The 25,079-nt window shown below is 53.9% G+C and carries 22 protein-coding genes; 5 read left to right on the top strand and 17 right to left on the bottom strand.

Annotation, left to right across the window (positions count from 1 at the left end; translation table 11 throughout):
• Positions 1-313: 313 nt before the first annotated feature.
• Both HCG48_RS02950 and HCG48_RS02945 read right to left on the bottom strand, forming a co-directional pair.
• Positions 314-742: an NUDIX domain-containing protein gene (locus HCG48_RS02950; protein WP_168567824.1), complete on the bottom strand. Its 429-nt coding sequence runs from the start codon at positions 740-742 to the stop codon at positions 314-316.
• Positions 743-818: 76 nt separating this feature from the next.
• Positions 819-2,021: an RNA-guided endonuclease InsQ/TnpB family protein gene (locus HCG48_RS02945; protein WP_168567823.1), complete on the bottom strand. Its 1,203-nt coding sequence runs from the start codon at positions 2,019-2,021 to the stop codon at positions 819-821.
• A 203-nt stretch (positions 2,022-2,224) separates the two neighbouring features.
• On the opposite strand from HCG48_RS02945, the gene malQ reads away from it, so the two are divergent.
• A complete protein-coding gene (gene malQ, locus HCG48_RS02940) occupies positions 2,225-3,823 on the top strand; it encodes a 4-alpha-glucanotransferase (RefSeq protein WP_375339334.1) in 1,599 nt (532 codons plus the stop codon).
• A gap of 97 nt (positions 3,824-3,920) precedes the next feature.
• Here the strand turns inward: malQ and HCG48_RS02935 are convergent, their stop codons facing one another.
• Positions 3,921-4,748, bottom strand: a complete 828-nt coding sequence (locus tag HCG48_RS02935) for a helix-turn-helix domain-containing protein (protein ID WP_168567822.1) — start codon at positions 4,746-4,748, stop codon at positions 3,921-3,923.
• A complete protein-coding gene (locus HCG48_RS02930) occupies positions 4,745-5,578 on the bottom strand; it encodes a pseudouridine synthase (RefSeq protein ID WP_168567821.1) in 834 nt (277 codons plus the stop codon). Before HCG48_RS02930 ends, HCG48_RS02935 begins: the two co-directional genes overlap by 4 nt.
• Before the next feature lie 637 nt (positions 5,579-6,215).
• Between HCG48_RS02930 and HCG48_RS02925 the strand changes: the two genes are divergently transcribed.
• Positions 6,216-7,367: an RNA-guided endonuclease InsQ/TnpB family protein gene (locus HCG48_RS02925; protein WP_168567820.1), complete on the top strand. Its 1,152-nt coding sequence runs from the start codon at positions 6,216-6,218 to the stop codon at positions 7,365-7,367.
• A gap of 179 nt (positions 7,368-7,546) precedes the next feature.
• Positions 7,547-8,293, top strand: a complete 747-nt coding sequence (locus tag HCG48_RS02920; RefSeq protein WP_168567819.1) for an LmeA family phospholipid-binding protein — start codon at positions 7,547-7,549, stop codon at positions 8,291-8,293.
• A gap of 7 nt (positions 8,294-8,300) precedes the next feature.
• Here HCG48_RS02920 and proC read toward each other — a convergent pair whose 3' ends face one another.
• From proC to der, 8 genes are all read right to left on the bottom strand, one after another.
• A complete protein-coding gene (gene proC / locus HCG48_RS02915; protein ID WP_168567818.1) occupies positions 8,301-9,107 on the bottom strand; it encodes a pyrroline-5-carboxylate reductase in 807 nt (268 codons plus the stop codon).
• A 91-nt stretch (positions 9,108-9,198) separates the two neighbouring features.
• On the bottom strand, positions 9,199-9,828 hold the full coding sequence (locus HCG48_RS02910) for a cell division protein SepF (RefSeq protein ID WP_168571712.1): 630 nt from the start codon (positions 9,826-9,828) through the stop codon (positions 9,199-9,201).
• A gap of 581 nt (positions 9,829-10,409) precedes the next feature.
• Positions 10,410-11,078: a YggS family pyridoxal phosphate-dependent enzyme gene (locus tag HCG48_RS02905; protein WP_168567817.1), complete on the bottom strand. Its 669-nt coding sequence runs from the start codon at positions 11,076-11,078 to the stop codon at positions 10,410-10,412.
• A gap of 69 nt (positions 11,079-11,147) precedes the next feature.
• On the bottom strand, positions 11,148-11,417 hold the full coding sequence (gene pipX, locus HCG48_RS02900) for a transcriptional coactivator PipX (RefSeq protein ID WP_168567816.1): 270 nt from the start codon (positions 11,415-11,417) through the stop codon (positions 11,148-11,150).
• Complete coding sequence (locus HCG48_RS02895; protein ID WP_168567815.1) at positions 11,414-11,725, bottom strand: hypothetical protein; 312 nt, start codon at positions 11,723-11,725, stop codon at positions 11,414-11,416. Before HCG48_RS02895 ends, pipX begins: the two co-directional genes overlap by 4 nt.
• Positions 11,722-13,137 carry an anthranilate synthase component I gene (locus HCG48_RS02890; RefSeq protein WP_168567814.1) on the bottom strand — a complete coding sequence of 472 codons (1,416 nt, stop codon included), beginning with the start codon at positions 13,135-13,137 and terminating at the stop codon, positions 11,722-11,724. The genes HCG48_RS02895 and HCG48_RS02890 overlap by 4 nt, the downstream gene beginning before the upstream one ends.
• A gap of 78 nt (positions 13,138-13,215) precedes the next feature.
• The gene (locus HCG48_RS02885; RefSeq protein WP_168567813.1) at positions 13,216-14,202 is read right to left on the bottom strand and encodes an energy-coupling factor transporter transmembrane component T family protein; all 987 of its coding nucleotides are present in this window, start codon (positions 14,200-14,202) and stop codon (positions 13,216-13,218) included.
• A 69-nt stretch (positions 14,203-14,271) separates the two neighbouring features.
• Complete coding sequence (gene der, locus HCG48_RS02880) at positions 14,272-15,633, bottom strand: ribosome biogenesis GTPase Der (protein WP_168567812.1); 1,362 nt, start codon at positions 15,631-15,633, stop codon at positions 14,272-14,274.
• 726 nt (positions 15,634-16,359) lie between these two features.
• On the opposite strand from der, the gene HCG48_RS02875 reads away from it, so the two are divergent.
• A complete protein-coding gene (locus HCG48_RS02875) occupies positions 16,360-16,581 on the top strand; it encodes a hypothetical protein (RefSeq protein WP_168567811.1) in 222 nt (73 codons plus the stop codon).
• A 231-nt stretch (positions 16,582-16,812) separates the two neighbouring features.
• Here HCG48_RS02875 and HCG48_RS02870 read toward each other — a convergent pair whose 3' ends face one another.
• From HCG48_RS02870 to HCG48_RS02850, 5 genes are all read right to left on the bottom strand, one after another.
• The gene (locus tag HCG48_RS02870; protein ID WP_168571711.1) at positions 16,813-17,640 is read right to left on the bottom strand and encodes a LemA family protein; all 828 of its coding nucleotides are present in this window, start codon (positions 17,638-17,640) and stop codon (positions 16,813-16,815) included.
• A gap of 328 nt (positions 17,641-17,968) precedes the next feature.
• The gene (locus HCG48_RS25365) at positions 17,969-19,672 is read right to left on the bottom strand and encodes a TPM domain-containing protein (protein WP_210437156.1); all 1,704 of its coding nucleotides are present in this window, start codon (positions 19,670-19,672) and stop codon (positions 17,969-17,971) included.
• A gap of 153 nt (positions 19,673-19,825) precedes the next feature.
• Positions 19,826-22,513 (bottom strand): TPM domain-containing protein, encoded by a 2,688-nt coding sequence (locus HCG48_RS02860; protein WP_168567810.1) that lies wholly within the window; start codon positions 22,511-22,513, stop codon positions 19,826-19,828.
• Between the two features lie 669 nt (positions 22,514-23,182).
• Positions 23,183-23,650 (bottom strand): NUDIX hydrolase, encoded by a 468-nt coding sequence (locus HCG48_RS02855; RefSeq protein ID WP_168567809.1) that lies wholly within the window; start codon positions 23,648-23,650, stop codon positions 23,183-23,185.
• Positions 23,651-23,663: 13 nt separating this feature from the next.
• Positions 23,664-24,071 carry a hypothetical protein gene (locus HCG48_RS02850; protein WP_168567808.1) on the bottom strand — a complete coding sequence of 136 codons (408 nt, stop codon included), beginning with the start codon at positions 24,069-24,071 and terminating at the stop codon, positions 23,664-23,666.
• A 483-nt stretch (positions 24,072-24,554) separates the two neighbouring features.
• Between HCG48_RS02850 and HCG48_RS02845 the strand changes: the two genes are divergently transcribed.
• Positions 24,555-24,758: a hypothetical protein gene (locus tag HCG48_RS02845; RefSeq protein WP_168567807.1), complete on the top strand. Its 204-nt coding sequence runs from the start codon at positions 24,555-24,557 to the stop codon at positions 24,756-24,758.
• Positions 24,759-25,079 lie beyond the last annotated feature (321 nt).

Below are 25,079 nucleotides of genomic sequence, written 5' to 3'. Positions count from 1 at the left end.
CTTTAAGCGGGTTCAAACAGACGCGAGCAAGCGGGAATCGCGCGAACTCCCGGGTGAAGATGGGCGGGGATCGCCGAGATCGAGAATGCCAGGGAGAGAGACTCTCCTCAACCAACAATGGGGATCTCTGTGTCGGCAAGCGAACCTTCGTTCCCGAAGGTCGAACCGTTTTTAATCGGTCTTGAATTGAGTAACAAGCGATCTCTACCCCTTTTTTAAAAGGGTTTTTCTCTGTTCCCAAACTCTCCGATTCTCTCGGATAAAAGGGGGCAGATATCGAGGGCCATCGCTCCTGTTACCGGGACGATCTCCGTTACAAGGGCGGACGAAGGCCGTAATTGCGATAATGACGGTAATCTTTGAGAATTTGCTCGTGATCGAAACATAAATTTTGGGGAATTTGCCACGGCTCGAAAATTCCCAAATCCTTAGCATCGTCCGCCGCACGCGGTTGTCCCGTCGCCGCCGCAATAAACACCGTACTCAAGGTATGCTGGCGCGGATCCCGATGGGGATCGGAGTAAACGTGAAGCAGTTCGACCAATTCGACCTGCAATCCGGTCTCTTCGTGCGCCTCGCGAATGGCCGCCGTTTCGACGGACTCGCCGTAATCCACGAAACCGCCGGGAATGGCCCAGCCGTAAGGTGGATTGCGCCGCTCGATCAAGACCACCGGACGGGAGGGGCGATCGAGCAGTTCGATGATAATGTCTACGGTCGGAACGGGATTTTTATAAATCATAAAATTTAAAGCCGAAAATACACGTACTCGAACGGTGAACTACCGCTATTGAATCAGAGATTACAATAGCGGCTTCCTACCCAACAGATTGCCCAATCGTAGATTTCTGACGTCCTCTACGGTTCGGTCTTACATCCCGACAGTAGGCTTGGCCCCGCGTCCCGCAGGTCAAGAGTCGTAGCCCCTCTTCTCTGAGGTTGATAGCTGCATTGAGATCGCGATCGTGACTCGTCCCACAGTGAGAACAAGTCCAATTTCTGACATCTAATGACAGACGATCGATTTGATTCAAGCAAACGTTGCAAGTTTTAGAAGAGGGGAAGAATCTATCGACCTCAACATAGACTTTCCCTTCCTGTTCGGCTTTGTACTTTAGCATGGTCAAAAACATTCCCCAACCGACTTGGCCGATCGCCTTAGCCAGGTTGGGGTTCTTGACCATACCTATCCCCCCTTTAGTTCCCCCCTTAATAAGGGGGGTTAGGGGGGATTCCACACAGATAACTTGGTTTTCGTCAACTATCCTACGCGATCGCTTGTGTAGAAAATCCTCCCGGCAACGTGCTACTTTGTTATGTACCTTAGCTACCTTCTTTCGGGCTTTATTGCGGTTGTTAGAGCCTTTCTGTTTTCTCGATAAATCTTGCTGCTTGCGTTTCAGGTTGCGCTCGTGTTTAGCCATCCATCTTGGGTTATCAAATTTAGACCCATCGGAAGTTACAGCAAAATGATTTAATCCAAGGTCTACACCGACCGCTTTTCCCTCAGTGGATGAGTCTGGATTGGGTTTTCCATCTTCAAAGAGAATGGAAGCAAAATACTGGTCGCAGCGATTTTTGGTAACTGTGACGGTTTTTACCTTACCCTCTATTGGTCGATGAACAACCGCTTTAACTTCCCCAATCTTCGGTAGCTTCAAGACGTTCTCCAGCACCTTGACATTTTGGGGATACTGGATGGATTGTTTGCCGTGTTTGGATTTGAATCGTGGATACCTGGCTCGTTTCTCGAAGAAGTTATTAAAAGCTGTTCCCAGGTTAATGCAAACCTGTTGAAGGCATTGTGAATATGTCAGCTTTAACCACTCATGCTCTTGTTTGAGGCTGGGAATCTTTTTCTTGATGTCGTAACTAGATAGTCCTTTTCCAGTCTCCTGGTAGGTTTGATTCATCAAGTTCAGACCATAGTTCCACAGCCATCTGCAATTGCCGAAGGATTGCTCCAGCGATTGCTTCTGCTGCTCATTTGGATATAATCTGACCTTGACAGCTTTGAGCATTAAAGTAAACTAAATTCACCATAAATACTCTACCATCAGTTACTGCCGCAATTCATCGACGTTCCGCTTCAAATCTCTGATTGAAGCGGAGGATTATTGCGGGTTTGGCTAAACTGATTTGAGGCCGATCGCAATACAAATCTCAAGACGATCGCCGCGCCTGCGGTCCCCCGATCCCCCGCCCAAGCTGCGATCGCGCGGAAATAACGCATCGCTGCCATGATAGAGTCTTTAGAAGTTCGACATCATGTCGCATCGTTGTCGTTTCCTTCCAGTTCACCCCGCGCGTCATACTCATGCCTTTTCCTCGCTCTAGCGGTATTCTCCTCCATCCCACCTCTTTTCCCAGTCGATTTGGTATTGGCGACCTCGGCGATGAAGCCCACCGATTTATCGATTTCCTCGTCGAAAGCGGCCAGCAATTTTGGCAAATTTTACCGATCGGACCGACGGGATACGGCAACTCTCCCTACATGTCGTATTCGGCGATGGCGGGCAATCCCTTGCTCGTCAGTCCGGACCGTCTCGTAGAAGCGGGATGGCTCGAAGAGACCGATTTTGCCGACCTGCCGGAGTTTCCCCGCGATCGCGTCGATTACGACCGGGCGATCGCCGTGAAAATGCCCTTATTGCAAAAGGCGTTCGAGCGCTATCGAGACAACGCCACGGACGAGCAACGGGAAGCTTTCAACCATTTTTGTGACGAAAAGGCTTACTGGCTCGACGATTACAGCTTGTTCATGTCGATCAAAGAAGCCCACGCCGGAGTCAGTTGGCACAATTGGGACCTCGGCATTTCCCGACGCGACCCCGGCGCCATGCACATTTGGCACGAACAAGTCGGCGAGTCGGTGTACTTGCACAAATTCCTCCAGTTCGAGTTCTTCCGCCAGTGGTCGGAAATCAAAGACTATGCCAACGAACGAGGGATCGCGATCGTCGGCGATCTGCCGATTTACGTCGCTCACGACAGTGCGGACGTATGGGCGAATCCGGATATTTTTTGCCTCGATCCCGAAAGTGGCGAAGCGGCGCTGATGGCGGGGGTTCCCCCGGATTATTTCAGCGACACCGGGCAACTGTGGGGCAATCCGGTTTACAATTGGGACCGCCTCAAAGAGACGGATTTCGAGTGGTGGGTGAAGCGCTTTCACGCGATGCTCGATTACGTGGACGTGATTCGCATCGACCACTTTCGCGGTTTGGAATCCTATTGGGTGGTCGAAGAAGGTGAAACTACGGCGATTAACGGTCGATGGGTCGAAGCCCCCGGCGAGCATTTTTTACAACGGGTGGCGGACAAACTCGGTCAGTTACCTTTGATTGCGGAAGATTTGGGCATTATTACCCCGGAAGTGGAACACTTGCGCGACCATTTCGCGTTACCGGGGATGAAGATCTTACATTTTGCCTTTGGATCGGGGGCGGGCAATCCCTATTTGCCGTTTAATTTTTACAATCGCAATTGTATTGTCTATACCGGAACCCACGATAACGATACGACGGTGGGTTGGTTTGAAAAACTCGCGGACCACGAACGCCAAGGACTGCTGGCTTATCTCGGCGAGGTCAGTTCCTGGGGGATTCACTGGGATTTAATTCGTGTGGCGTGGAGTTCGGTGGCGAATCAGGCGATCGTTCCCTTGCAAGACCTGTTCGGGTTGGGAAGTGAGGCGCGCATGAATTTCCCGAGCAAACCGGAAGGGAATTGGGAATGGCGTTATCAAAGTGGGGATTTGAAACCGGAATACGCGCGACGGTTGAAAATGCTGACGGAAACGTTCGGTCGGGCGAAGTCGTAGCACTGGCGGCGCGATCGCCGATCTGCCGATCGAAGGCAAAAGAGGATTCCCCTAGCTCTTTTGCCTTTTTTTATGGCAAAGGAAACGGCGGCGGGGCTTACGAACGGGGGTTTTGGGCGGCTTTGACGACGACTTCTTCGACTTCTCCCGGCGCTCCCATTTGTTTGGCTTGACCGTTATTGACCGCCACCATCACCCCTCCGGCGTTCCCGGCGCGAACGACTAACTGTTGTTTGGCTTCCCAGGTGCGCTCGGTGCCTTCGGGTAAAATGCCTTCAAATTCGGTTTTACCGTCGGCAATAACTTGAACCCAGGAACGGTCTTTGACGGTCAGACCGACGCGGACTTGTTCGATCGCCCCGTTGCCCTCACCGCTTTGCTTCTGGGATGAGGTTTGGGTGGAAACGGTCTGGAGGTTGGGTCCCGGAGGATTGGGGTTTCCCGGCTGCTCCCCGGAGGTGACTTGGATTTGCGGCCCGTCGGGGGATTTTTGAGCCAGGGAACCAGAATCCTTCATGAAGCCGGATAACCCTTTGACCGAACAGGCGATCAAGATGATGTAGATGATGTACAGGTGGATCGGTCTGAATTGAGGGAGAGGAATGTACCACTGTCTCAATTTGAGGGCGGACCATTTGGAACCGATGGGGAATTCTTGAGCGAAGGTCACCCCATCCAAGCCCAACGTATCGGCATATCGCAATAAAAATCCCTGGATGTAGATCGGTTCGGGGAGTTTTTCCAACTGACCCGCTTCGATCGCGCGCAGGAGACTGACGCGGATCATGGTTTGGGCGGCAATCTCTTCGAGGGATACCCGTCGATCCTCCCGTTGCTGGCGCAGATAAGCACCCATTTCAGCCAGCTTGAGGGCGCGATCGCGGTCGGGATTCTTGACAGTGGTTTGCTTTTTATCCTTTTTCATATGCCGTGTTCCTTTATCTTTGCTGGCACATTCGTTGATGTGAGATTTCTCCGACGGCGGACTCCTCGGGCAGACGAGTCCCGAGGCGGATCGCGCAAAACATCAATCTCCGACGCCGTTAAATGACGGTATTGACCGCTCGGCAAGCTCGGGCGTTCGGCAGGACCTAAGTGAATCGATCCGATCGCGCTGCGGTGCAACCGAACGACAGGATATCCCAAATGCGCGGCAACTCGGCGAATTTGCCGATTTCTGCCTTCGCGCAGCACCACTTCTAAAAGGGTGCGATCGCGCGAGGGGTCGTATTGCAGTTCTCGAACTGAAGCGGGTCGCGTCGTCTTGCCGTCGAGGGGAACCCCTTGCTGCCAGGCGTGCAGAATCGATTTCGGTGGATGCCCTTTCACCCAAACTTGATAGGTTTTGGCCATGGAATGACGCGGGTGAGTCAAGCTGAAGGTCAGGTCTCCGTCATTGGTCAACAGCAAGGCTCCTGTAGAGTTGTAATCCAGACGACCGACGGGATGCAACCCACGGGCTTCGCTCAACTCCGAAGGGAGCAGATCGAGAACGGTCGTGCGTCGTTGCGGGTCGGAACAGGTAGACACCACGCCTTTCGGTTTGTGCAGCAACAGATAAATCGGATCGGGTCGATCCGCCGGACGCACGGGAACCCCATCGACTTCGATGCGATCGCCGTGCGGGTTGGCTTTCATTCCCAAAGGAACGACTCGCCCGTTCACGCGAACCCGTCCGTCAAGGATCATCTGTTCGGCTTGACGGCGAGAGGCTATGCCCCATTGGGATAGGATTTTTTGCAGTCTAGCTTCCACGATCTGGAGTGCCGATCTTTGCGCACGAAAAAGGTAAACGTTAAGGTTACGGGCGAGTCTGACGCGATGCCAGACCAAACTATGTACAAATATTACAGGATCGCGGCCTAGGGCAAGTAGGTATCCCCTCGAGGTTTCTCGACGGGGGTGTTGCCGACGGCGGCGATCGCCCGTGCGGCGGCGGCCCACTTCCCGGCTTCGACTGGCGCGCGCTCCCCGAGTTCCGGACCCCCCAGACGGTGGCGATCGTCCCCAGACCGCCCTTCTTACCCGGTCGGGAGGGTACCTCAGTCTCGTTGCCAAGGGATCTGTCTCTGTCCTTGTCCGCGATCGCGATGCTCCCATTGGAATCGCAGACCTGCCCGATCTCGGGTAGCGTCAAGTTGATTTTGATTCGGTTTTGACAAAAACTAACCCAATTTTACCATGAATTTGCATGATTTCTGCCGTTAACTTTTGAGGGGTTCGGGGAGCGATAAGTCCCGCGCTGTACCTGAAAGGTCAGTGTCGGGATCCACGGACTCCCCGCGTCGATTGAGGGGTACTCTGCGAGAAGCCGCTTCGCGTCTACGATGCCCCGAAAATCGACACACTGCCGATAGTCTAACGGAAAGTACAAATCTGTTAGGCTGTAGCTATGTTGAACTTGACCTACAACTACCGAATCTATCCAGGACTTGACCAGAAAGCTCAAATGCTCGATTGGTTGGAGCAATGTCGTCGCGTCTATAACTACGCTTTGGCAGAGCGCAAGGACTGGATCGGCTCGCGTAAATGTCCGGTCAATGCTTGCAGTATCAAGCAGGAATACATCATTTCTGCTGATGCACCCTATCCCGACTATTACAAACAGCAGAATGCGCTGACCGAAGCGAAAAAGGCGATCCCAGAACTCAAAGCAGTTCACTCTCAAGTTTTGCAAGATGCCTTGAAGCGATTGGATAAGTCGTTCAAGTTCGTGCAGGAAAGAGGATTTGGATTTCCTCGATTCAAACAGTTTGGTCAGTACCGCTCGTTTGTCTTTCCGCAGTTCAAATCGAACCCCATCAACGGGTTTGAGATCGAACTGCCGAAAATTGGAGCCATGCCCATTAACCTGCATCGACCTATCCCAGAAGGATTTGCACTCAAGCGGGTACGGGTCGTCTTCAAGCCGTCTGGTTGGTATGCTCAATTGATTCTGCAAGCCGATCTTTCCGTCCCCGAGATTATGCCTCACGGTGAACCGATTGGCATAGATTTGGGACTGGAAAAGTTCTTGGCTGGATCGACGGGAGAATTGGTAGAACGCCCTCGCTTTTTCGTGGATTGGCAAAGCAAGCTTCGATGGTTGCAACGTAAATTGAGGAACAAGAAAAAGGGTTCTGCTAATTACCGGAAGATTCAAGCCAAGATTCGCCAACTGCACGAGCATATCTATAGCGTTCGCCGTGAGTTCCACTTCCTGACGGCTCACCAGCTTTGTGACCATGCTGGGATGATTTTTGCTGAGGATTTGAACCTCAAGATGACCAGTCGCGGGATCTTGGCCAAGCATTGTTTGGATGCTGCTTGGGGAAGCTTCTTGGAAATCCTCAGATGGGTGGGCTGGAAGCGTGGCGTCTACTTTGCCAAGGTTGACCCCAACGGGACCAGTCAAACTTGCCCTCAGTGTGGGGCGCATACTGGGAAGAAGGAACTCGGCGAACGGGTGCATTATTGCGATGAGTGTGGATATACGACAGACCGGGATGTTGCTGCCGCTCAAGTGGTCATGCAACGAGGTCTTGTACTTGCAGCCGACGGATAGTCGGTGATGCTGCCTGTAGAGGAAGGTTACTTGGGAACCCCGATGAAGCAGGAAAACCCAACCGCGAGGAAGGGAAGCCCGCGCTCTACCCGTGCTTGGTGAGCGTCGGGAGGATGTCACACTAAGCTGAGCCAATCTGCGGGCCGACGCACCCTTTTCACTTTAATCCGAAAGCACTTATGAGCGTGACTGTCCCCTCCACTCCCCCGAACGATCGCCTCGACCCCAGCAACGAGTCCGCGCCCCAGGCGACCCGACGCCAATGGGTCAGCCGTCTCCTTTCCCGGGCGGTATCGCTGTGGTTGAAGGCTCAAGTCGAAAGTCTCGACGAGCTGCACGTCGAGATCGCGGCGCGCGATCGCCAAATTTTCGGCGGCGTCCTGCCGTGGATTTCCCTCAAAGCCTCCGGGGTCGTCTATCGCGGCGTACACCTGAGCGCGGTGGAAATGCACGCCACCAATATCCGCGTCAATCTTTCCGAGATCGTGCGCGGCAAACCCCTACAACTGCTCGAACCCGTGCACGCCGAAGCGCGGATCCTTTGGCAGGCGCTCGACTTGCACGCCTCCGTGCACTCTCCCCTACTCGCCGAAGCCCTCGACGAGCTGTTCGCCCCGGCGTTGGGGGCGATCGCCCCGGACGGCACTCGGGCGGCACTTTCCTACTCCCAACTGAGTCTGGAAGCGGGTCAACTTTGCTTGAGCGGTAGCCGCGACGGCGATCGCTTTACCCTCAAAACCTACCTCGACGCGGGGGACCGTCGCTTCTTGCGCTTCGGATCCCCGTCCCTGACCTGGGAAGGACAGGACACGGCGATCGCTCTAGCCCCCTTCACGGTGGATCTAGGGGAGCAAGTCCGGCTCGACCACGTCGAGATCGCCCCGGAGGCGATCGCCTGTGGCGGTCATCTCGAAATTACTGCGTGACCGGGACTCAATCGCCGAGTTCTTGGGAACGGCGCGTCGCGGTCCGTACCGCTTCCACCAGTGCCGAACGAAATCCGGCGCGTTCGAGGGCGGCAATTCCGGCGATCGTCGTGCCGCCGGGACTGGTCACCCGGTCTTTGAGTTGGGCCGGATGCAGGTCGCTTTCGGCGAGCACTCGGGCGGTCCCGAGGACCGTCTGAATGGCCAGTTGTTGGGCGATCGCCCGGGGCAGTCCGGCGGCGACGCCGCCATCGGCGAGGGCTTCGATGGCGATCGCCACGTAACCCGGCCCGGAACCGGACAGTCCGGTGACCGCATCCATCATCGATTCCGGGACGTCCACCACTTGCCCGACGGCTTCGAGAACGGTTCGAGCCCGCTTTAACTGCTCGTCCTCGACACGACTGCCGGGGGCGATCGCCGTGATTCCGGCGCCGACGAGGGCCGGGGTATTGGGCATCGCCCGCACCACAGGCCAGCCGGGAAACGCCCCTTCGAGTTTGCTTAACGGCACTCCGGCGAGAATCGAGACCACCACTGGGGGCCGATCTCGCTCCACTCCCGCAATTTCGGCGGCGACGGTGTCAAAGACTTGGGGTTTGACCGCCAGTAAGACCACCTCCGTCGCGGCGAGGGCGGCGCGATTGTCTGCCAGGGGGGCGATACCGTAGGTCTGCTGCAAAAAATCGCGACGGGAGGGCGACGGTTCGCTGACCCCGATCGCTTGAGGCCGATAGATTCCGCGATCGAGAAGGCGGGATAAGAGAGCTTCTCCCATTACCCCGCCTCCGATCGCACCGAGTTTAATAGACAATGTTCGTCCTTCGTGCTTCCTCTGGGTGGTCTGCAAGAAGTCATCGGTCGGTCAACTCGTTACGCTTTCCAACTGACCGATGACCGTCAGTTTATTGGGCGACGCGCCCCGGTTCCGGTTGGGTCCATGCCGGGTTGCCCATCGGCGGGCGAGAAGGTCGCAAGTGGGGTTGCAAGACTTCGTGAACCACTCCGGTTTGGGTGCTGACTTGGACGCAGCTCGGCGTAAACAAGAAGATACTTTCACCGATGCGTTCTTGATGGCCGTCGAGGGCGTAGGTGCCTCCGGCAATAAAATCGACCGCCCGTTGGGCTTGGTCCGGATCCATCATCGTCAGGTTCAAGACGACGGATTTGCGTTCGCGCAGGGCTTGGATCGCTTGGGGCATTTCCTCGAAGGATTTGGGTTCCATGACAACCACTTCCGAAATGCCGTTGGAGGCACCTGGCAAGCCGATGACGTTGTTGAGGGCGTTCATCGTCGAGCCCATTGTTGCTTCCGATCCCATATTCATCCCCGAAGACCCCATAGTGACACCACCAACATTGCGATCCCGCAAACGAGTCCGGGCCTGACGGTTGTCGGCTTCGGCGGGAGCGGGGGGTTGTTCTTGATAGAGGTTTTGGTAACCTTCCCCCTCAATTTCATCGTAGTCGTATTCGTAGTCTACGGGTTCGTTCAAACCGACGAAATCCCGTAATTTAGAAAATATTCCGTTCACCATTTACGCTCCATCAAAACTAGGGTTGACAACGGTTGCCCTATCAGTTCGTTAAATCCTCCCCATAGCTTATCAAATCTGTTTCAACGAGATAGACAAAATACTCGTTTGCTGACTTGATTCGATCGCGCGATCGAACAATCCCTAGTATTACCCAAGGATTACCGACAGACAACAGTTTGAAAAAATTTGTTCGACCGTCGGTTTGGGAGGGAGGATTTCGGGAGGCATTCGCAAGGATCGTAAGCTGTAGTTGGAGGCGAACTGGGGATGTTTTTCGACTTAGTTTAAAGCCTCTCGAACCCTCGATTTACCGGGGCGATCGCTCGGCTGCCCGGGTTTGCGCGACGCAATTTCGAGAGGGGGTCGCCCGTTTTTGCGACGATCGCCCGCCCCCGCACGGCCCCCGTAGTTTTTGAGCTTAAGCTTATTTTAATTAAATCGAATGTTGGCGATCGCCGCGAGGTAATTTCATCGCGATCCAAGGGAATCGATTTGATTTAATTGTAGTCAAAGAAAGTTAAAACAAGCCCCGATCGCGACAATGGGGGGCGATCGCCATTTCACGGCGGAGATCGCCCTCACGAGCGCTCGCCGAACAAAATCCGACCCAAGCGAACCATCGTAGCTCCCTGGCCCACGGCGAGGGCATAATCCCCGGACATTCCCATCGATAATTCCGTCATTTGAAGGCGTTGCCAAGGCTGTTGGCCGATGTCGCGGGCGAGTTGAGCCGCGCGCGCAAACAGGGTAGCGGTTTCGCCTTCGTCCAATCCCAAGGGGGCGATCGCCATCAAGCCTTTAATCTGGAGATGTTCGCAGCGATCGAGTTCGGGCAAATCTTGCCAGAGTTGTTCTACGGACCAGCCGTATTTATTCGGATCCGGCAGTAACTTCACTTGCAGACAGACTTGAGGCGATCGCGACAATTCCCCGGCGAGACGGTTCAAACGGCGGGCTAACTTCAAACTGTCGCACGAATGAATCCAGTCGAATAATTCTACCGCGCGTTTGGCCTTATTACTTTGGACGTGACCGATGCCGTGCCACGTAATATCGGGCAAATCCTGGAGCTGCTCGTACTTGCTGTCGGCTTCTTGAATGCGATTTTCGCCAAAATCCCGAATTCCGGCGGCGTAGGCTTCGCGCATGAGGGGCACGGAGACTTGTTTGGTCACGGCGATTAACCGAACTGACGGGGGTAGGGTGGAGCGAATGCGATCGAGGCGGCGGGCAATCGTAGAACTCATGAACTCAAGAATCCAAGGGGATCGAAAATAGGGGGCGCTAGACCGTCGGCGATCGACGATCGCCCGCCCTTACTGAAAGGTGCGACGGTGAATCGCTTGAAGCTGAGTGTAATCTTTGGTCTGACCCGCCCGGCGCAGGAGTCGCAGGCGGTTTTCAACGAGCAGACGGGCGTCCCCCCGGGTGAGGGGTTCAAATTTAATCCCTTCCCCGGAAGTAACCACCAAAAAAAACAAGCGTTGGGCGTAGAGGGTGGTAAACAGTTCTCGATCGCTCTCGACGATACACACCCTAAATAACAGACCAAAATTGGGATGATTCAAATAGGTTTCGGTGTTCATTCAACTTCCGATTTAGCAAGGTAGGCAACAAGGGAGCGATCGCACGCAAGCGGCTGAGATGCCACGAGTTCGGAAACTTCGACCCTTTCCTCCCACGAGTCCGGTGCGCTTTCGTCGATCGCTTCCGTACCAGCTTCAAGCATTCCCCAGCAGTATATAGAAATACGATGGCAAATATTTTTTATCATTAAATCGCCACCGACCCAATGCGATCGGGAGAGTTCCACCCGGTTCGTTGTTGCCGATAAGGGGAGGATTTCGCCAAAAGGAACCCGTTTCGACGGGTTCGAGGGCAATCGCGAACTCATGGGGCGATCGTTTCCGGGGTCAGTCCCAACGCCGCTAATTGGGCGCGGGCTTTGGACATCGACTCGTGCCATTCCCGTTCCGGATCGCTGTCGGCGACGATTCCGGCGCCGACTTGGCCCCAGACGCGATCGCCGCAGGTCAACAAGGTGCGGATCAAAATATTCAAATCGAGCTGACCGCGCCAGTCGAGATAACCGCAAGACCCGTAGAACAGACTGCGGCGCACGGGTTCGAGTTCTTCGATAATTTCCATGCAGCGTACTTTGGGACATCCGGTAATCGTTCCTCCGGGAAATAAGGCGCGAATCAGATCGATGCTATCGGCGTCGGGTTGCAGGACTCCGGTCACGTTGCTGACTAAGTGCATGACGTGACTGTAGCGTTCGACGGTCAGCAACTCGTCTACGCGCACCGAACCCCACTGGCAGACCCGTCCCAAATCGTTGCGTTCGAGGTCTACGAGCATGATATGTTCGGCTCGTTCTTTGAGATTGGCGGTTAATTCCCGTTCGAGGGCGCGATCGCGTTCGGCGGAGGCGGCGCGGGGGCGGGTTCCGGCGATCGGGCGGGTTTCGGCGCGGGATCCTTGCCGTTTGACCAGGCGTTCTGGAGAACAACTGACCACGTTACCCCAGGGGGTCTGCCAGTAGCTGGCAAAGGGGGAGGGGTTGATCCGGTGCAGGTCGCGATATAACTGCCAACGGTCGGCGCGGGTGCTGACTTCAAAGCGTAAGGATAAGTTGGCTTGAAAGATATCTCCGGCTTGGATGTAGGCTTTGGCGCGGCGGACGGCGCTTTCGTAGTCGCTTTGGGACATTTGGAATTGGGGCGCTCCGGAGATCGCCCGTCCTCGGGGGGTTTCGAGACTCGCCGGGTTGTCCAGCCCTCGTTCGAGCAGGTCGAGATCGGCCTGGGAACGGGCGGCCAGCCACAGGCACCCTTCGGCGTAATCGAGGACGGCAAAGGTGTCGGGTTCGTACCAGTAGGCGACGGGAAAGGGCAGGGGGTCGGAGTTGAGCTGGGGCAGGCGCTCGATTTCCCAGGCGAGATCGTAGCCCAACCAGCCCAACCAGCCTCCGGTAAAGGGCAGGTGGGCGATCGCCTCGGGGATGGTTTCGGGAGGCAAGGATCCCCCGCGAGCGAGCAGTTGTCGCAACAGGGGCAAAATCGAACCCACGGCGGGGGTCCAGACTTGGGGAATGCCGTTGACGACGCGCGGCGGTCCGGCACAGATCGAATAGCGGGCGAGGGGGTGCGGCTTCGGGTTCGGGGCCGGACTTTCGAGTAAGGTGCCGATGGTGGCGGTTGTGGGGGGATCGGTGCGGTTTAAAAAGAGCGATTCAAAAACGTCCGATCCGGTGCGGTTGTGGGAGGGGAGCGATCGCCATTGCCAGGGAGAGAGGGGTTGCATGGGTAGAAAGCTAGATGTCGGGAAGGGATGGTGCGATCGCGAAGGGACGGATCCGCCGGATCGCGCTGACAGGCGGGTTCACACTTCCCAGCCCCAGCGCAGGCGAACGATCCAAAATACCACCAACACGGCGATCGCGGTCCAATCGCGCCGTTTGAGCCGTAACTCGTGCCACTGAACTCGATGGTCTTGAGGAGTGGTAAAGCCGCGCACGATCATGGCGCTGGAAATTTGCTCGGCCCGCAAGAGCAGATTTTCTAACAAGCGCTCGACGACGGCGAGCCACACTTTGGTGGTTCCACGAAACCCGAGTTTTTTCCAATTAATCGCCCGGGTGCGAACGGAACGGATCAAGTTTTGAATTTCTTCTAGCACCAGGGGAATGAAGCGCAGGGACAGGGTTAAGGTCAGGGAAATTTCGGTGACCGGGACGTTAAAACGCCGCAGGGGACTCATGAAATCTTCGAGTCCGGCGGTAATTTCTTCGGAGGCGGTGGTCAGCAGAAACAGGTTCGTACTGTAGAGCAGGGTGAAGAATAAGGTGCCGATCCGAAGGCCCAAATCCAGCGATCGCCGGGTCATTTGGACGTTCCCTTTCTCGAAGAGGACGTAATCGTAGTCCGTCGGTTGGGGCAGGGGCGGCGCGGTCTCGGCGGCGGGTGGGCCGGGTTTAAACCAGCCGAAGGGGTCGTACCAGGGGTTGGGTTCGGCGTCGGGATCGGCGGGGGCGGGTTCGCTGACAAAGGCGATTTCGTGGGCGGGGAGGCGCGGTTGGTGGTTGACGGAGAGCCCGTCGGGGGCGATCGCGGTCACGCACAACAGGGTGGTACTCACTACCAGCAACCAGCCCATTTGGGTTCGCCAGACCCGCAGGGGAATTGCCGCCGCGACGGTAAGCACGAACAGAAACAGAACTAAACCGATCCGCCATTGGGGGTTGGCGAGGACCGGGGCGAGTAAGAAGCTAGTCAGCCAGACCAGTTTGACGCGCGGATCTAAGTGATGCAGCCAGGTGATAGGTTGTTCGAGATACAGTCCGAGTGGCAGCGATCGCAGTAAATCCATGAGGGAGGGGGCGGTGTTCGGGTCGGGGATGGGTTAACAGAGTCGGTCCGGGGACGCTCCGGAGGCATTTTACACGCGAATGGCGCGATTGCTGCCGGGGCTTTCGACGTCGCGGGCTTTTTTACCGCGCCACAAGAAGCGGATCGGGGTTCCCTCGAATCCGAGTTCGGTGCGGAAGTGCCGCTCGATGTAACGGCGGTAGTTGTCGTTAAAGCGTTTGGGGTCGTTGACGAACAGGGCGATCGTCGGCGGTTCGCTGCTGACTTGGGTGCCGTAATAAATTTTCCCCTGGCGTCCTTGGCGGTTGGTCGGCGGCGTGTGCCATCTCAAGGCTTCTTCAAGCACTTCGTTAATGACGGCGGTGGAGACCCGGCGGCGGTATTGTTCGATCGCCGTATCGACGAGGGCGAGAATGTTTTCGACCCGTTTTCCAGTTTTGGCGCTGACAAAAATCATCGGCGCCCAGTTGACGAAATAGAGGCGGTTTTTGAGGTCTTTCTCGTATTCGTAAATGGTGTGGGAATCTTTTTCGACGGCATCCCATTTGTTGACGACGACGATGCAGGCCCGTCCTTCGTCTTCGATGCGTCCGGCCAATTTTTGATCTTGTTCGGTGACCCCATCGAGGGCATCGACGACGAACAAGACGACATCCGATCGCCGGATCGCTTTGAAGGCGCGATTGATACCGAAAAATTCCGGGCCGTATTCGACGTTTTTCTTTTTGCGAATGCCTGCAGTATCGATCAGGCGGTAGCGGTTATCTCCGTGCTGGATGAGGGTATCGATCGGATCGCGGGTGGTGCCGGAAATCGGGCTGACGATGGCGCGGTTTTCGCCGACAAAGGCGTTGAGTAAGCTCGATTTACCGACGTTGGGCCGTCCGACGATCGCGATTTTGGTTTCCGGTTCCGTTTCGATTTCTTCGGGGGGCGGCAGGTGGGTCACTAACAGGTCGAGCAGTTCTCCGGTTCCGTTCCCGTGAATTCCAGACACCGGATAGGGTTCGCCGAGTCCGAGTTCCCAAAATTCGGCGGCGAGGGCGAGTCCTTCGGTGGGCGATTCGCACTTGTTGACTGCCAAGACGACTGGGACGGGATGTTGCCGCAGCCAGTTGGCAATTTCGCGATCGCCGTCGGTCAGCCCTGCCTGTCCGTCTACCACGAAAACTGCCGCCCTCGCTTCGCTCAGGGCCGAGAGGGCTTGTTCGCGGATGAAGGGTAAAAATTCGGTTTCGTCGTCGAAGACCAAGCCTCCAGTATCGACGACTTGAAAGTCCCGATCGCCCCAAAAGGCATTGCGGTAGGTGCGATCGCGGGTCACTCCCGGTTGGTCGTGGACGATCGCGTCCCGACCCCCCGCCAGACGATTGACGAGGGTCGATTTTCCGACGTTGGGCCGTCCGATTACGGCAACTATAGGCAGGGGCATGGTAAGGAAAGCAGCGTTCTCTCTGCTCGGTTAAAGACAATCCAATTTTCTTATTGTAGCGAACGGCTTGGAGGTTTTTGACGTTGGCCCGAACCTTTTTTGAGGGGGTCAAATCGACGGGCGGTTTTGACGGCGGCGATCGCGACTTCACTTTTCAGTTTTTAACAGCAGAAGTGGCCGTTATTTGACTGGGAATTCCGCCGACGATCGCCTATTTTAATCTTTCATAAAATTCACGATTTTTTCCGAGAAAATTGATTGACAAAGGCCCGGCAGTGTCGTAGAATGTCCGTAGTAAAATGGGGAAATTATGGGCGCATATATATAAGGTCGTCGCTTGAAAGAACGAAAAAGAGCGACAAGACTGGGGAAAAGCGCCGGACGGTCAATTCCCAGAAGCCTGAATAGAGCGAACTATCCGAGATTGAAACTCCGTCGCACGCCAAGCCAGCCCGAGGGGAGATCCTGCCAGAGTGCACAGGGGCAAATCGAGGCGTGAAGGCAGCGAATTTAATGCCCTTGACGAACGGATTGCGAACGAGTGCGGCGAGGGGGGAAGAGAAGGCACTCGATTGCGATCGCGATCGCACGATGCGGTGACCTAGGGATGGGCGATCGAGGGGCGCGATCGCAGCTATCGAACGACGGCAGAGTTAGGCTATAAGGTAGGAAGCTGCAAGTTATCTCTACTGTGTTAGTTTTCTATTTGCAAACGAGGTTCAAACCATGTTTTATCTATTTATCGGTGCCGCGATCGCCGCCACGATCGCCACCTACTGTTACAGCCACACTTGCGAAGAAATACCGCGAATTCTTGCTTTGACGATTCTCGCCATCAGCGTATTGCTGGAATTAATTTTAGCGCCCTGGCCGATTCAGTTGGCGATCGCCATCCTCCTATTACTGACAAATCGTCATCTTCCCGTCAACAGCCAATATCACGCCTAAAACATCTGCAAGTTCTAAGAATCGAAAGACCACTATCAAACCGCCATCGAGTTAAATCGTTATCGAACAGGTCTGCACCGGGGAGATAGTTGGCAAAAAAACAGGCTTTTCCACTAAAATAACCGCGTATTTCAAGGAACGAGTGCATCGAACCGCTACAGACCACACTCTTTTTCCTTCAGCCGCGAACGCGCTGCGAGTTTCCGAGACCTTCGGCATCAAATTGACAGATTAGGGAGACTCTTCAGCATCGAAGCGAACGTCGGGAACGGCAGAATTGTCCGCCTCAAAAAAGGATTTTTTCTCAAATCCCAGCCATTGATTTAACCAGTTATTCGGAAACGTAGACAAACGCTGGTTGTATTGCTGTACCGCCAAATTGTAACGGCGGCGTTCCGTCGCGATGCGGTTTTCGGTTCCGGCCAATTCATATTGTAAATTTGAGAATAACTGAGAAGATTGTAACTGGGGATGGGCCCTGACGTAGACCCGGAACTGGGCGATCGCGCGATCGACTCGTTCCGTCGCCACTTGTTTTTCCTCCGGAGTAACCGCGTTGACATAGGCTTGACGCGACTCTAATAACAAGGCGATTAACTCTCGTTCTTGTTGGGCATAGGCTTGAGTAATTTCAACCAAATTGGGAATTAAATCCGCTCGTCGCTGTAACTGGTTTTCGACTTGGGCCCATTGAGCCGCCACCTGATTTTCCGAAGCGGCGATCGTATTGTACGTCCAGCCGACCCAAACCGAACCCGCCAACAGCGTTCCCGCCGCGATCGCCAGGGATTGCTTGACGACATTTTCTCGTTCCTGTTGGGCTAATTTTTCGCGGATTTTGCGCTCTTGCAGTTCTTGCATCGCTTGTGCCACAAACTCGGGAGGAATTTGCGCTTCCGACCCGGCCTCCATCAGTTGAGAAAGGGAATAACTGTTGAGTTGTTCCGTATAGAGTCGGGACGCTAATGCTAAAACTTCATCGGCCATATCCTCAGGAATTTGACCGTCATTTTTGAGCTTAAATTGAGGAAGATTAGGGGGAGTTTCCGAACTAGACATCGCTATTCCCATGCTTGTTTCTCATGGCAACAATCTGATTTTCCGATTTCAGACTCGGGGCGCAGTAAGAGGAAGAATGAAGAATCAGTATTCTAAAGCAGTTAAAAGCGGAAGAAAAGCGAATTTCAACCCGATTCTCAATAGCTTTCAATCCGATGTCCGTGGGGTAATTTGCTGCTTCCACAGGAATGAGAGATGCCATTGATGGATTGAGACCGTAAAATTTACTGAGAATCCGCGTTATCCATGAATTTTACAACTCAGATAGGATCGATATCTTCAGATTAGCCAATTCAGAGGCAATTGTTTAGTCGCTAAGGGAATAAAATTACCAATCCCCTCCCGCACCGCCGCCACCGCTACTGCCACCGCCGAAATCACTACCGCCAGAACTGCCACCCCCCCAACTGCTAGAACCGCCACTAGAACTGCTACCAGAACTGCCGCCATAACTACTACCCCAATGACTCGAAGAAGAAATCATTTTTCCAATTGAAGTGGATTTTCGAGGAACAACTTCTTGGATCTTTTGATGGTAATTGCAGTTATGACATGCGATCGTTTTCTCAGAAAGACCTTCTTTAGATAGGGTGGCCTGTTTGAGTAACTTATATTTACTTGAGAGAGTTAATTCTTTGCAGTTCGGACAAGTATTTTGAGCGTTAATAACATTGGAAATAAGATGAAAACCTCGTCCGCTTAGATGGGGTCGGCATTGCGGACAATACCAAGCGCGATATTCTGCATTTCCAAGGCTTTTCGAGAGTCTCTGAATTGAAGTTAGGGATTGAAGTAACTCAGTTTCTGCTAACTCTTTTAGTTCGGTGCCGCATTTTTCACAACCAACGGAACGTTCAATATAATAGCTAGTTCGATCGCCTTCCTCCACTTCTTTAAAGGTATAGTAAACCAAGCCAAAGGCGATCGCCGCGCCTAGGAAAGGAGGCGTTCCCAATAAGACATCTAGAGAAAGGGGAGAGAAAATATCTAAGGTGTTCAATCCCAGGACTAAAATAGCGATCGATATAATCGCCACGCCGATTAAAAAATTGACGAACAGAGTAGCAAAGTCTCGGGAGAGTTGGAAATGCAGAAAATAAATCACTGCAAAAGTAAAAATTGCTCCGAGAATCAAGGAACTAACGACTAAAGCATTGATCGATTGAAAGATCGGAGAATATAAAAAGCTAGACAAAAATAAATCAATTCCAACTAGATTTAACAAGGCCAACCCGGTAGCTGTTAAACCTTTTTCTAATGGAGTTGCTTTAAAATATCCTTCGAGTTTTTGATGCAGCAATTTAGCGGGAGATTCGTAGGAAAATCGAAACCTCGGCCAAGAATGAACGGTGAGACCTTCAGGAGAGACTAATAAAGGGCGTTTTGTACGCTGGAGAAGTGGCCAATATCCCCATAAGGTGATGGCAATTGAGAGTAAGAGAAAGATCGAAACTACGCCGGGAACCGATCGCGGCGATCGCGCAAACTCTTCCCCAATCAAGACGGAAATTAAGGCTTGAGTTCCGGCGAGAATACCACCTTCAAAATCTTCTTGCTTAAAACGCGGGATAATTTGAGTTTCAACAATGCGACCGACTTTAGCATCGGGAAGAATGTCTTCGAGTCCGTAACCCGTTTCAATTTCAACCCGGCGATCGTTTTTAGAGACTAAAAAGAGGATGCCATTATCTTGTCCGCGTTTACCAATTCCCCATTGGTTAAATAATGCGGTGGTAAATTGTTTGGGAGTCGGATAAGGTTTCGTGGTTAAAACGGTCACCACAGCGATTTCGCTGCCATTTTGCCGTTCTAGGTCGTCAATCATTTGATTCAATTGCGATTCGGCAGTTGGGGAAAGCATTTCAGCCGTATCGCTGACCCAAGTCCCGTTAAGTTGTCGGGGATTGGGAAGGTCTTGAAGATTGAGGGCGTAACTGGGAACAGACCAAAAACACAACAGTAAAATCACGGCGGTGAAAACCATGATTTTAGAGACGATTCGACCGACAGAATCGGTTAAATGAAGCTTCACGATCGCCCTCCTTTGTTAGGATAAAGGATTATTCCCTATCGAACGAGAAACTGTCGGATCGGTTCCCGTAAAATTGGGAAAAAATGCACGAATGCCGATCGCCCCCCAAAGCGATCGCCTTCAAAAGCGGCGGTTTTTAGGCCGGAGAACGGGTCAATTGCCGAAAAAATGGCAATTTTTCCATTTCGATTCAAGAGAAGGGCGATCGCCCCGTATTGAAGGGGTTTCGATCCTATTCTTGTTATAGTCCCTCGGGGCGGCGATCGGCCCGTAAGGGAGGGAATCGCTCAACGTGGGTGGTGTAGAGACCACGATCGCCCCTTCAATTTCCCAATGATAGGCGCAATAATTGCAGGTATAGCTCGATCGCTGTCGTCCGTTGTGGGTGGGGGTGGGACGGTCGAGGAGTTTGATATCGGTCACGACGGTAAACCCACCGCATTTCGGGCAAGATCGGAAGCGTTGCGCGTCGGTAACGTAGCCACGAATGTGAAGATTCGCCGTTCCCGGCGGACCGTGGGGCGTGGGACATTCCCAGCCGATAAATTCCATACTACCGAGGTTTTGGGCGCTGCGTTCTTGGTTCGTGAGTAAAACAGAGAGTACCTGCGGATCGACCGGATCCATGGGATAGTGGCAACATTGGCAGTGAACCGGGCGATTTAACTCACTGTTAGAGGCGCGCGATCGCCCGTGAGGGGGGAGAGACACCGCCTCCTCGGGCAAAGAGAGAGGGGGAACGGTCACCTCAAAGGTGTCCCGATCCTGGCAGCCGTGGCAGGATCGGATAATCCGTTCGATGCCGATCGCGTTCCAAGTCGGTTCTCTGACCGTTTCTACTTCAATTGTGGCGGTCAATTCCTGACAGTGAGGACAGTAATCGAAGCCTCCCGACGGCACAATTTCGGCGTGAAGGTAAACCGATTCCTCAGGGAATGGCGATCGACATTTGGGACAAATCCAGCCTTCAAAAAGGGTACTACCGAGACGGGACGCTAACTGTTGCGAAGGCGTCAACCGTCGTTGCAGTTGTTTTTCGCTGAGGGGTTTGAGAGCACTTTTACAGCGAAGGCAGTGCAGAATCGGATCGGGACAACCGTAACCGTCTTCGAGGGTCGTACTGTCGAGGTCCCACACTTTTAAACTCCGATCGCCGGATCCGGAAATTACTCGTCCCCAGGGCAATAGGGCGATCGCGTTGACCCGATCCTCGCCGTCGGTCAGGGTTCGCAATACTTGTCCCGTTTCCCAGTTCCAAATTTTAAGCGTGCCGTCCCAGGAAGCAGAAATAAAGCGCTTTCCGGGTAAACTGAGGATGGCCGAAATTTTACCTTGATGGCCGTAGAGGGTATGCAACGATCGCCCGTTGTACAAATCCCAGACTTTCAAGGTCGTATCGTCGGAGGCGGAGACCACGACCCGATCGCCGACCACCGCCACATCGGTCACAAACTGCCCGTGACCGACGAGATCGAACAACAATTCTCCTTTTTGCAAGTCCCAAACTTTGACAGTTTTATCGTCGGACGTAGAAATGGCGCGCCATCCATCGGGAGTGACCGCAACCCGATTGATAAAATCGCGATGTCCTTCGAGGGCGTACAAATGAACGCCACTGTCCCAATCCCACAGATGTAACTTGCGATCGTAAGACGCGCAAATCAGCCGTCGGCGGGGTAAAAGGGCAAAATCGGCGATCGCGCCGCCGTGCCCGTCGAGACGGCGTAATTCGACCCCCGTTTCTAAATCCCAGACCTTGAGAGTTTTATCCCAGGACGCAGAAATGGCCCGATCTCGGGAAACTGCTTTGAGGGCGACAACGCGATCGCCATGACCGTCGAGGCTGTGGTGCAATTTGCCCGTTTCCAAGTCCCAGACCTCGATCGTACCGTCTTCCGCGCCGGAAATGGCAAATTTGCCATCCGAGGTAACCGCGATCGCGCTGACGGCCTCTGAGTGGCCGCTCAGGGTATAAATTTCGACCCCCGTACCCACATCCCAAACCCGCACCGTGCCATCGCTGGAGGCGGAGAGGGCGCGCCGTCCGTCGGGAGTGGTGGCGATCGCGGCGATCGGGCCGCCGTGACCGATTCCCGTCGTCAGGGGTTCGGCGAGGTCGCCAACGGTTTTGAGGCGGACGTAGCCCGTCGGCGGGACGAACACCTTGCGGCGATCGAGATGGGCGCGATAGAGTAACCAGCCGATCCCGTGGAGGATCGAGGTAAACACCATCGCCACGATCCACGGTTTCCAGGTGATATAGGGCGGTTTGAACTCCTCGTCGAGGGCGTAGAGGCGATCGGCAATGCTGCGGGTTCCCGCGACGATCGCCCCTTCCCAATCGTTGGTTTCCAAAAAAGGAGCCATCGCCCCAGCTAAAATCCGCTCGTTGTCGATCTCGACCCCCATCCTTTGTAAACTGGGCGTCGTCTCGATCGCGATTTGTTCCAGATTCCGGGAGACGACCAACAACACTTGGGCGTCCCCCTCGGGTCGATCCATTCCCCAATGCTCTGCCAATCCGTCGGCAAAGGTTTGGGCGTCCGGGTAAGGGGAGAGATCGGCGACGGTCACCACGGCAATTTTGCTGCCGTTGTAGCGCTGTAGTTGAGCGAGGAGTTCGTTAAGTTCGGTTTCGACTTCCGCCGAGAGCAAATCGGCCCGGTCGGCGACCCCCCCTTCCGATGCGGGGACGATCTCGCCGATGGAGGCTCCCGAGAGGGCGATCGCCGTCCACGACAACATCGAAGCCCACACCAGTTGTTGAAAACGTAAGGTGAATTGTTGGCGCCAACTCTTGAGTGCGCGATCGCCGCACGCTTCGCTTAATTTTGCCTTCACGATTACCGTTTCCTCGTCGGAATCCTCGAATATCAGACGCGATGCCCGACCGGACTAAAACCTTCACAGATCTGCGAGATTTCTGTTGTCCCTAACGGTCAACCCCGATTACCATTGTTCCCGTAAATCGATCGAGGCAAAAGCGATTCCCCGACCGTCACTCCCCGCGAACGAGGTAGCCAACCCCAGCCCATTGACCGATCGCCTCGGCTAGGCTTTTTGTCTTTCTTATTATACTTGTTGGCTTCGACCCATTCTTGATGTTTAGCCCGCTTTTGCTTCGATCTAACCCTTCCAAATCTTCAAATCCGGGCGATCGCTCTGGTTGAGTTTTCTTTGTCGATCGATCGATTAAATTTCCTCCCGTCCAGCTTTTTTGTGGGCAAAAAAAATGATTTTATTTTTATTTTTGATAGACCATGAATCCTCGGATGTTTCTGGAATTTAGATTGACTGCTTTTCAGATTTTCAGTTAATAGCGGCTTCCACTCCCTCCGAAAGCGGCGATCGCCCCCGATTCCCACGGACTGTCCCCTGTTTATTTTTCTACTAAAAACGGTCGGCTCCCTTCACCGCTTTCCTTTCGGGATCGGTTGTTGTTTACCCCTTCGATCCTTCGTCAAGCGGATGACAGGGGAACGCACAATGGCGAAGTTGCGGCGATCGATCTCAGGGATGGCGATCGATAAATGCCAGTAAGATTTGCTGATGGGGCCTTCCCAACGGTCGAATTTCTCCGGCTTTTTCCGAATAGCGATCGCCCTGTCGGATCTGCGGCGCACTCCACAACCCCATATCCCATCCTTCCAGGAGTTGGAGTCGGTCGAGGGGGACGTCGAGTTCCCCGTGGTACACGTGACGCACCACCGTCGGGGCTTCAAAGGCGCCGAATTTAACTAATTTCGGGGGGCTGTAGCCGATTTCTTCGACTAATTCCCGGGCGATCGCCTCATCCGGGCTTTCTCCGGCTTCAAGATGTCCGCCAAACAGCCCCCAATATCCGGGATAAACGATGCCGGGGATATTGTCGCGCAATTGCAGCAAATAGCGATCGCCCGCTTGTAAAATGGCGATCGCCACTTCCCGGCGCCTTGGGTCGGTCGGGAAAGCGGACGCAGGGTTTTGAGGTGAGTTCATCGCGATCGAGCCGTTAGTTGGACGCTGGCGCCGGAGTGCGTTGGAGCAATTTTTGCTGTTCGATATAGACTTCCCCGAAATCTCGTCCGGCGATCGGTATACTTTGATACTTCACTTGACCTTTAATCAGAACTTCCTCGGCCCGTTCCGGTAGCGGTTGTTTGCCGACGACCCAAATACTTCCGGTCCCGTCTTGCAGTTGATAGGCGCCCGTTTCTAAAAAGGGCGCGCGATCGCCTACCGTTCCTCGAACGTATACAGTGGAATAGTTCTGCCAATTACTTTTAAGATCGCCAATCTCCGTATGATTGAATCCGGATTCAGCCAAATAGCTACAACCCACGACGCTACCGACCATTGCAGCTAAAATCGTGAATTTTAATCTCTGATGTTTTCCCAGGGCGATCGCTGTATCGAACATAAATAAATCTTCGTCAAATTTTAAGTTTTTAGGGTTAACGTCACAAAGATGGCTACATCCGGAAAGAGGGAGAGAAAATCCAGTATTTCCCTGGCGAACGGCTCGGGTCGAGCCTTTCCCATTTAGTGTAATCCTATTTTAGAAGGTCGAGTCGAGGGTCTCCAGGGACGAGAATATACGTTGGCAACGGGGATCTGCACTCGAATATAGACAGGCGATCGCGCGATCGCCCTTCCGTAAACTTTGTATTCTTTTCTTCCGGTCTCGACGCGATGCCCCCGATGGGTATTCCTCGGCGATCGCATCGAAATTCATTCAAGATCGCTAATTGAGGACTATTTTCGGTTGCTCAGTACCGAAGCGCCCCCCAACAGAAGTGTTAAAATCTTTCCCTAAGTCGGGGCGATCGCCGCGATGCTCCATGGGGAGACGCAACCCGATCGCCCCGCCTTGGGTCTCAAGTAGCTAGTGCGAGGAAAACCCGTGGAAAATCAAATCGACTGTGCCGTAGCTTGTGTCAACGGTTGCGTATTAGGCGATCGATGTCCCAATCGGAAATATGCCGAAGCTGCGTCCAAGTTGATCGAAGAAACTTCCTTAGATAAGATGCTCGAAATCGCCGAAGAAGCCGTCAGAAAAAAACGGATGCAGCCGCCTCAGTGGGTCATCCCGGATTTTCCCGAATAAGCTCGCGCCCCAGTGTCATTTCACCCCCTGGCACCCCCGGGTTATGAAAACCAGCCGCTTAGAAATTCACATAACTTAATTCAAAAGCGCTCGACGATCGCCCCCCCACGACCAGCACCCAGGGGTGGCGCTCGTCGTCAATTGCTTATTTTTCAAGGATAATTCTCGATCCCGACCCGTAACAAAATCACGGGGGACGCACTCGCCAATTTGATGAAGTTTTCTAAAGCGGATCGACAATTTTGAGACTAGATCGCCCCTCCTTGCTTAGAATATGAGCTTAAGTTCTTCTACAGATTTTTTAGCAAGAGAGGATCGATA

It is taken from the genome of Oxynema aestuarii AP17 (assembly GCF_012295525.1).
GTDB lineage: Bacteria > Cyanobacteriota > Cyanobacteriia > Cyanobacteriales > Laspinemataceae > Oxynema > Oxynema aestuarii.
The sequence above is the reverse complement of the archived record's forward strand: the minus strand, read 5'-3'. Positions and strand labels throughout refer to the sequence as shown.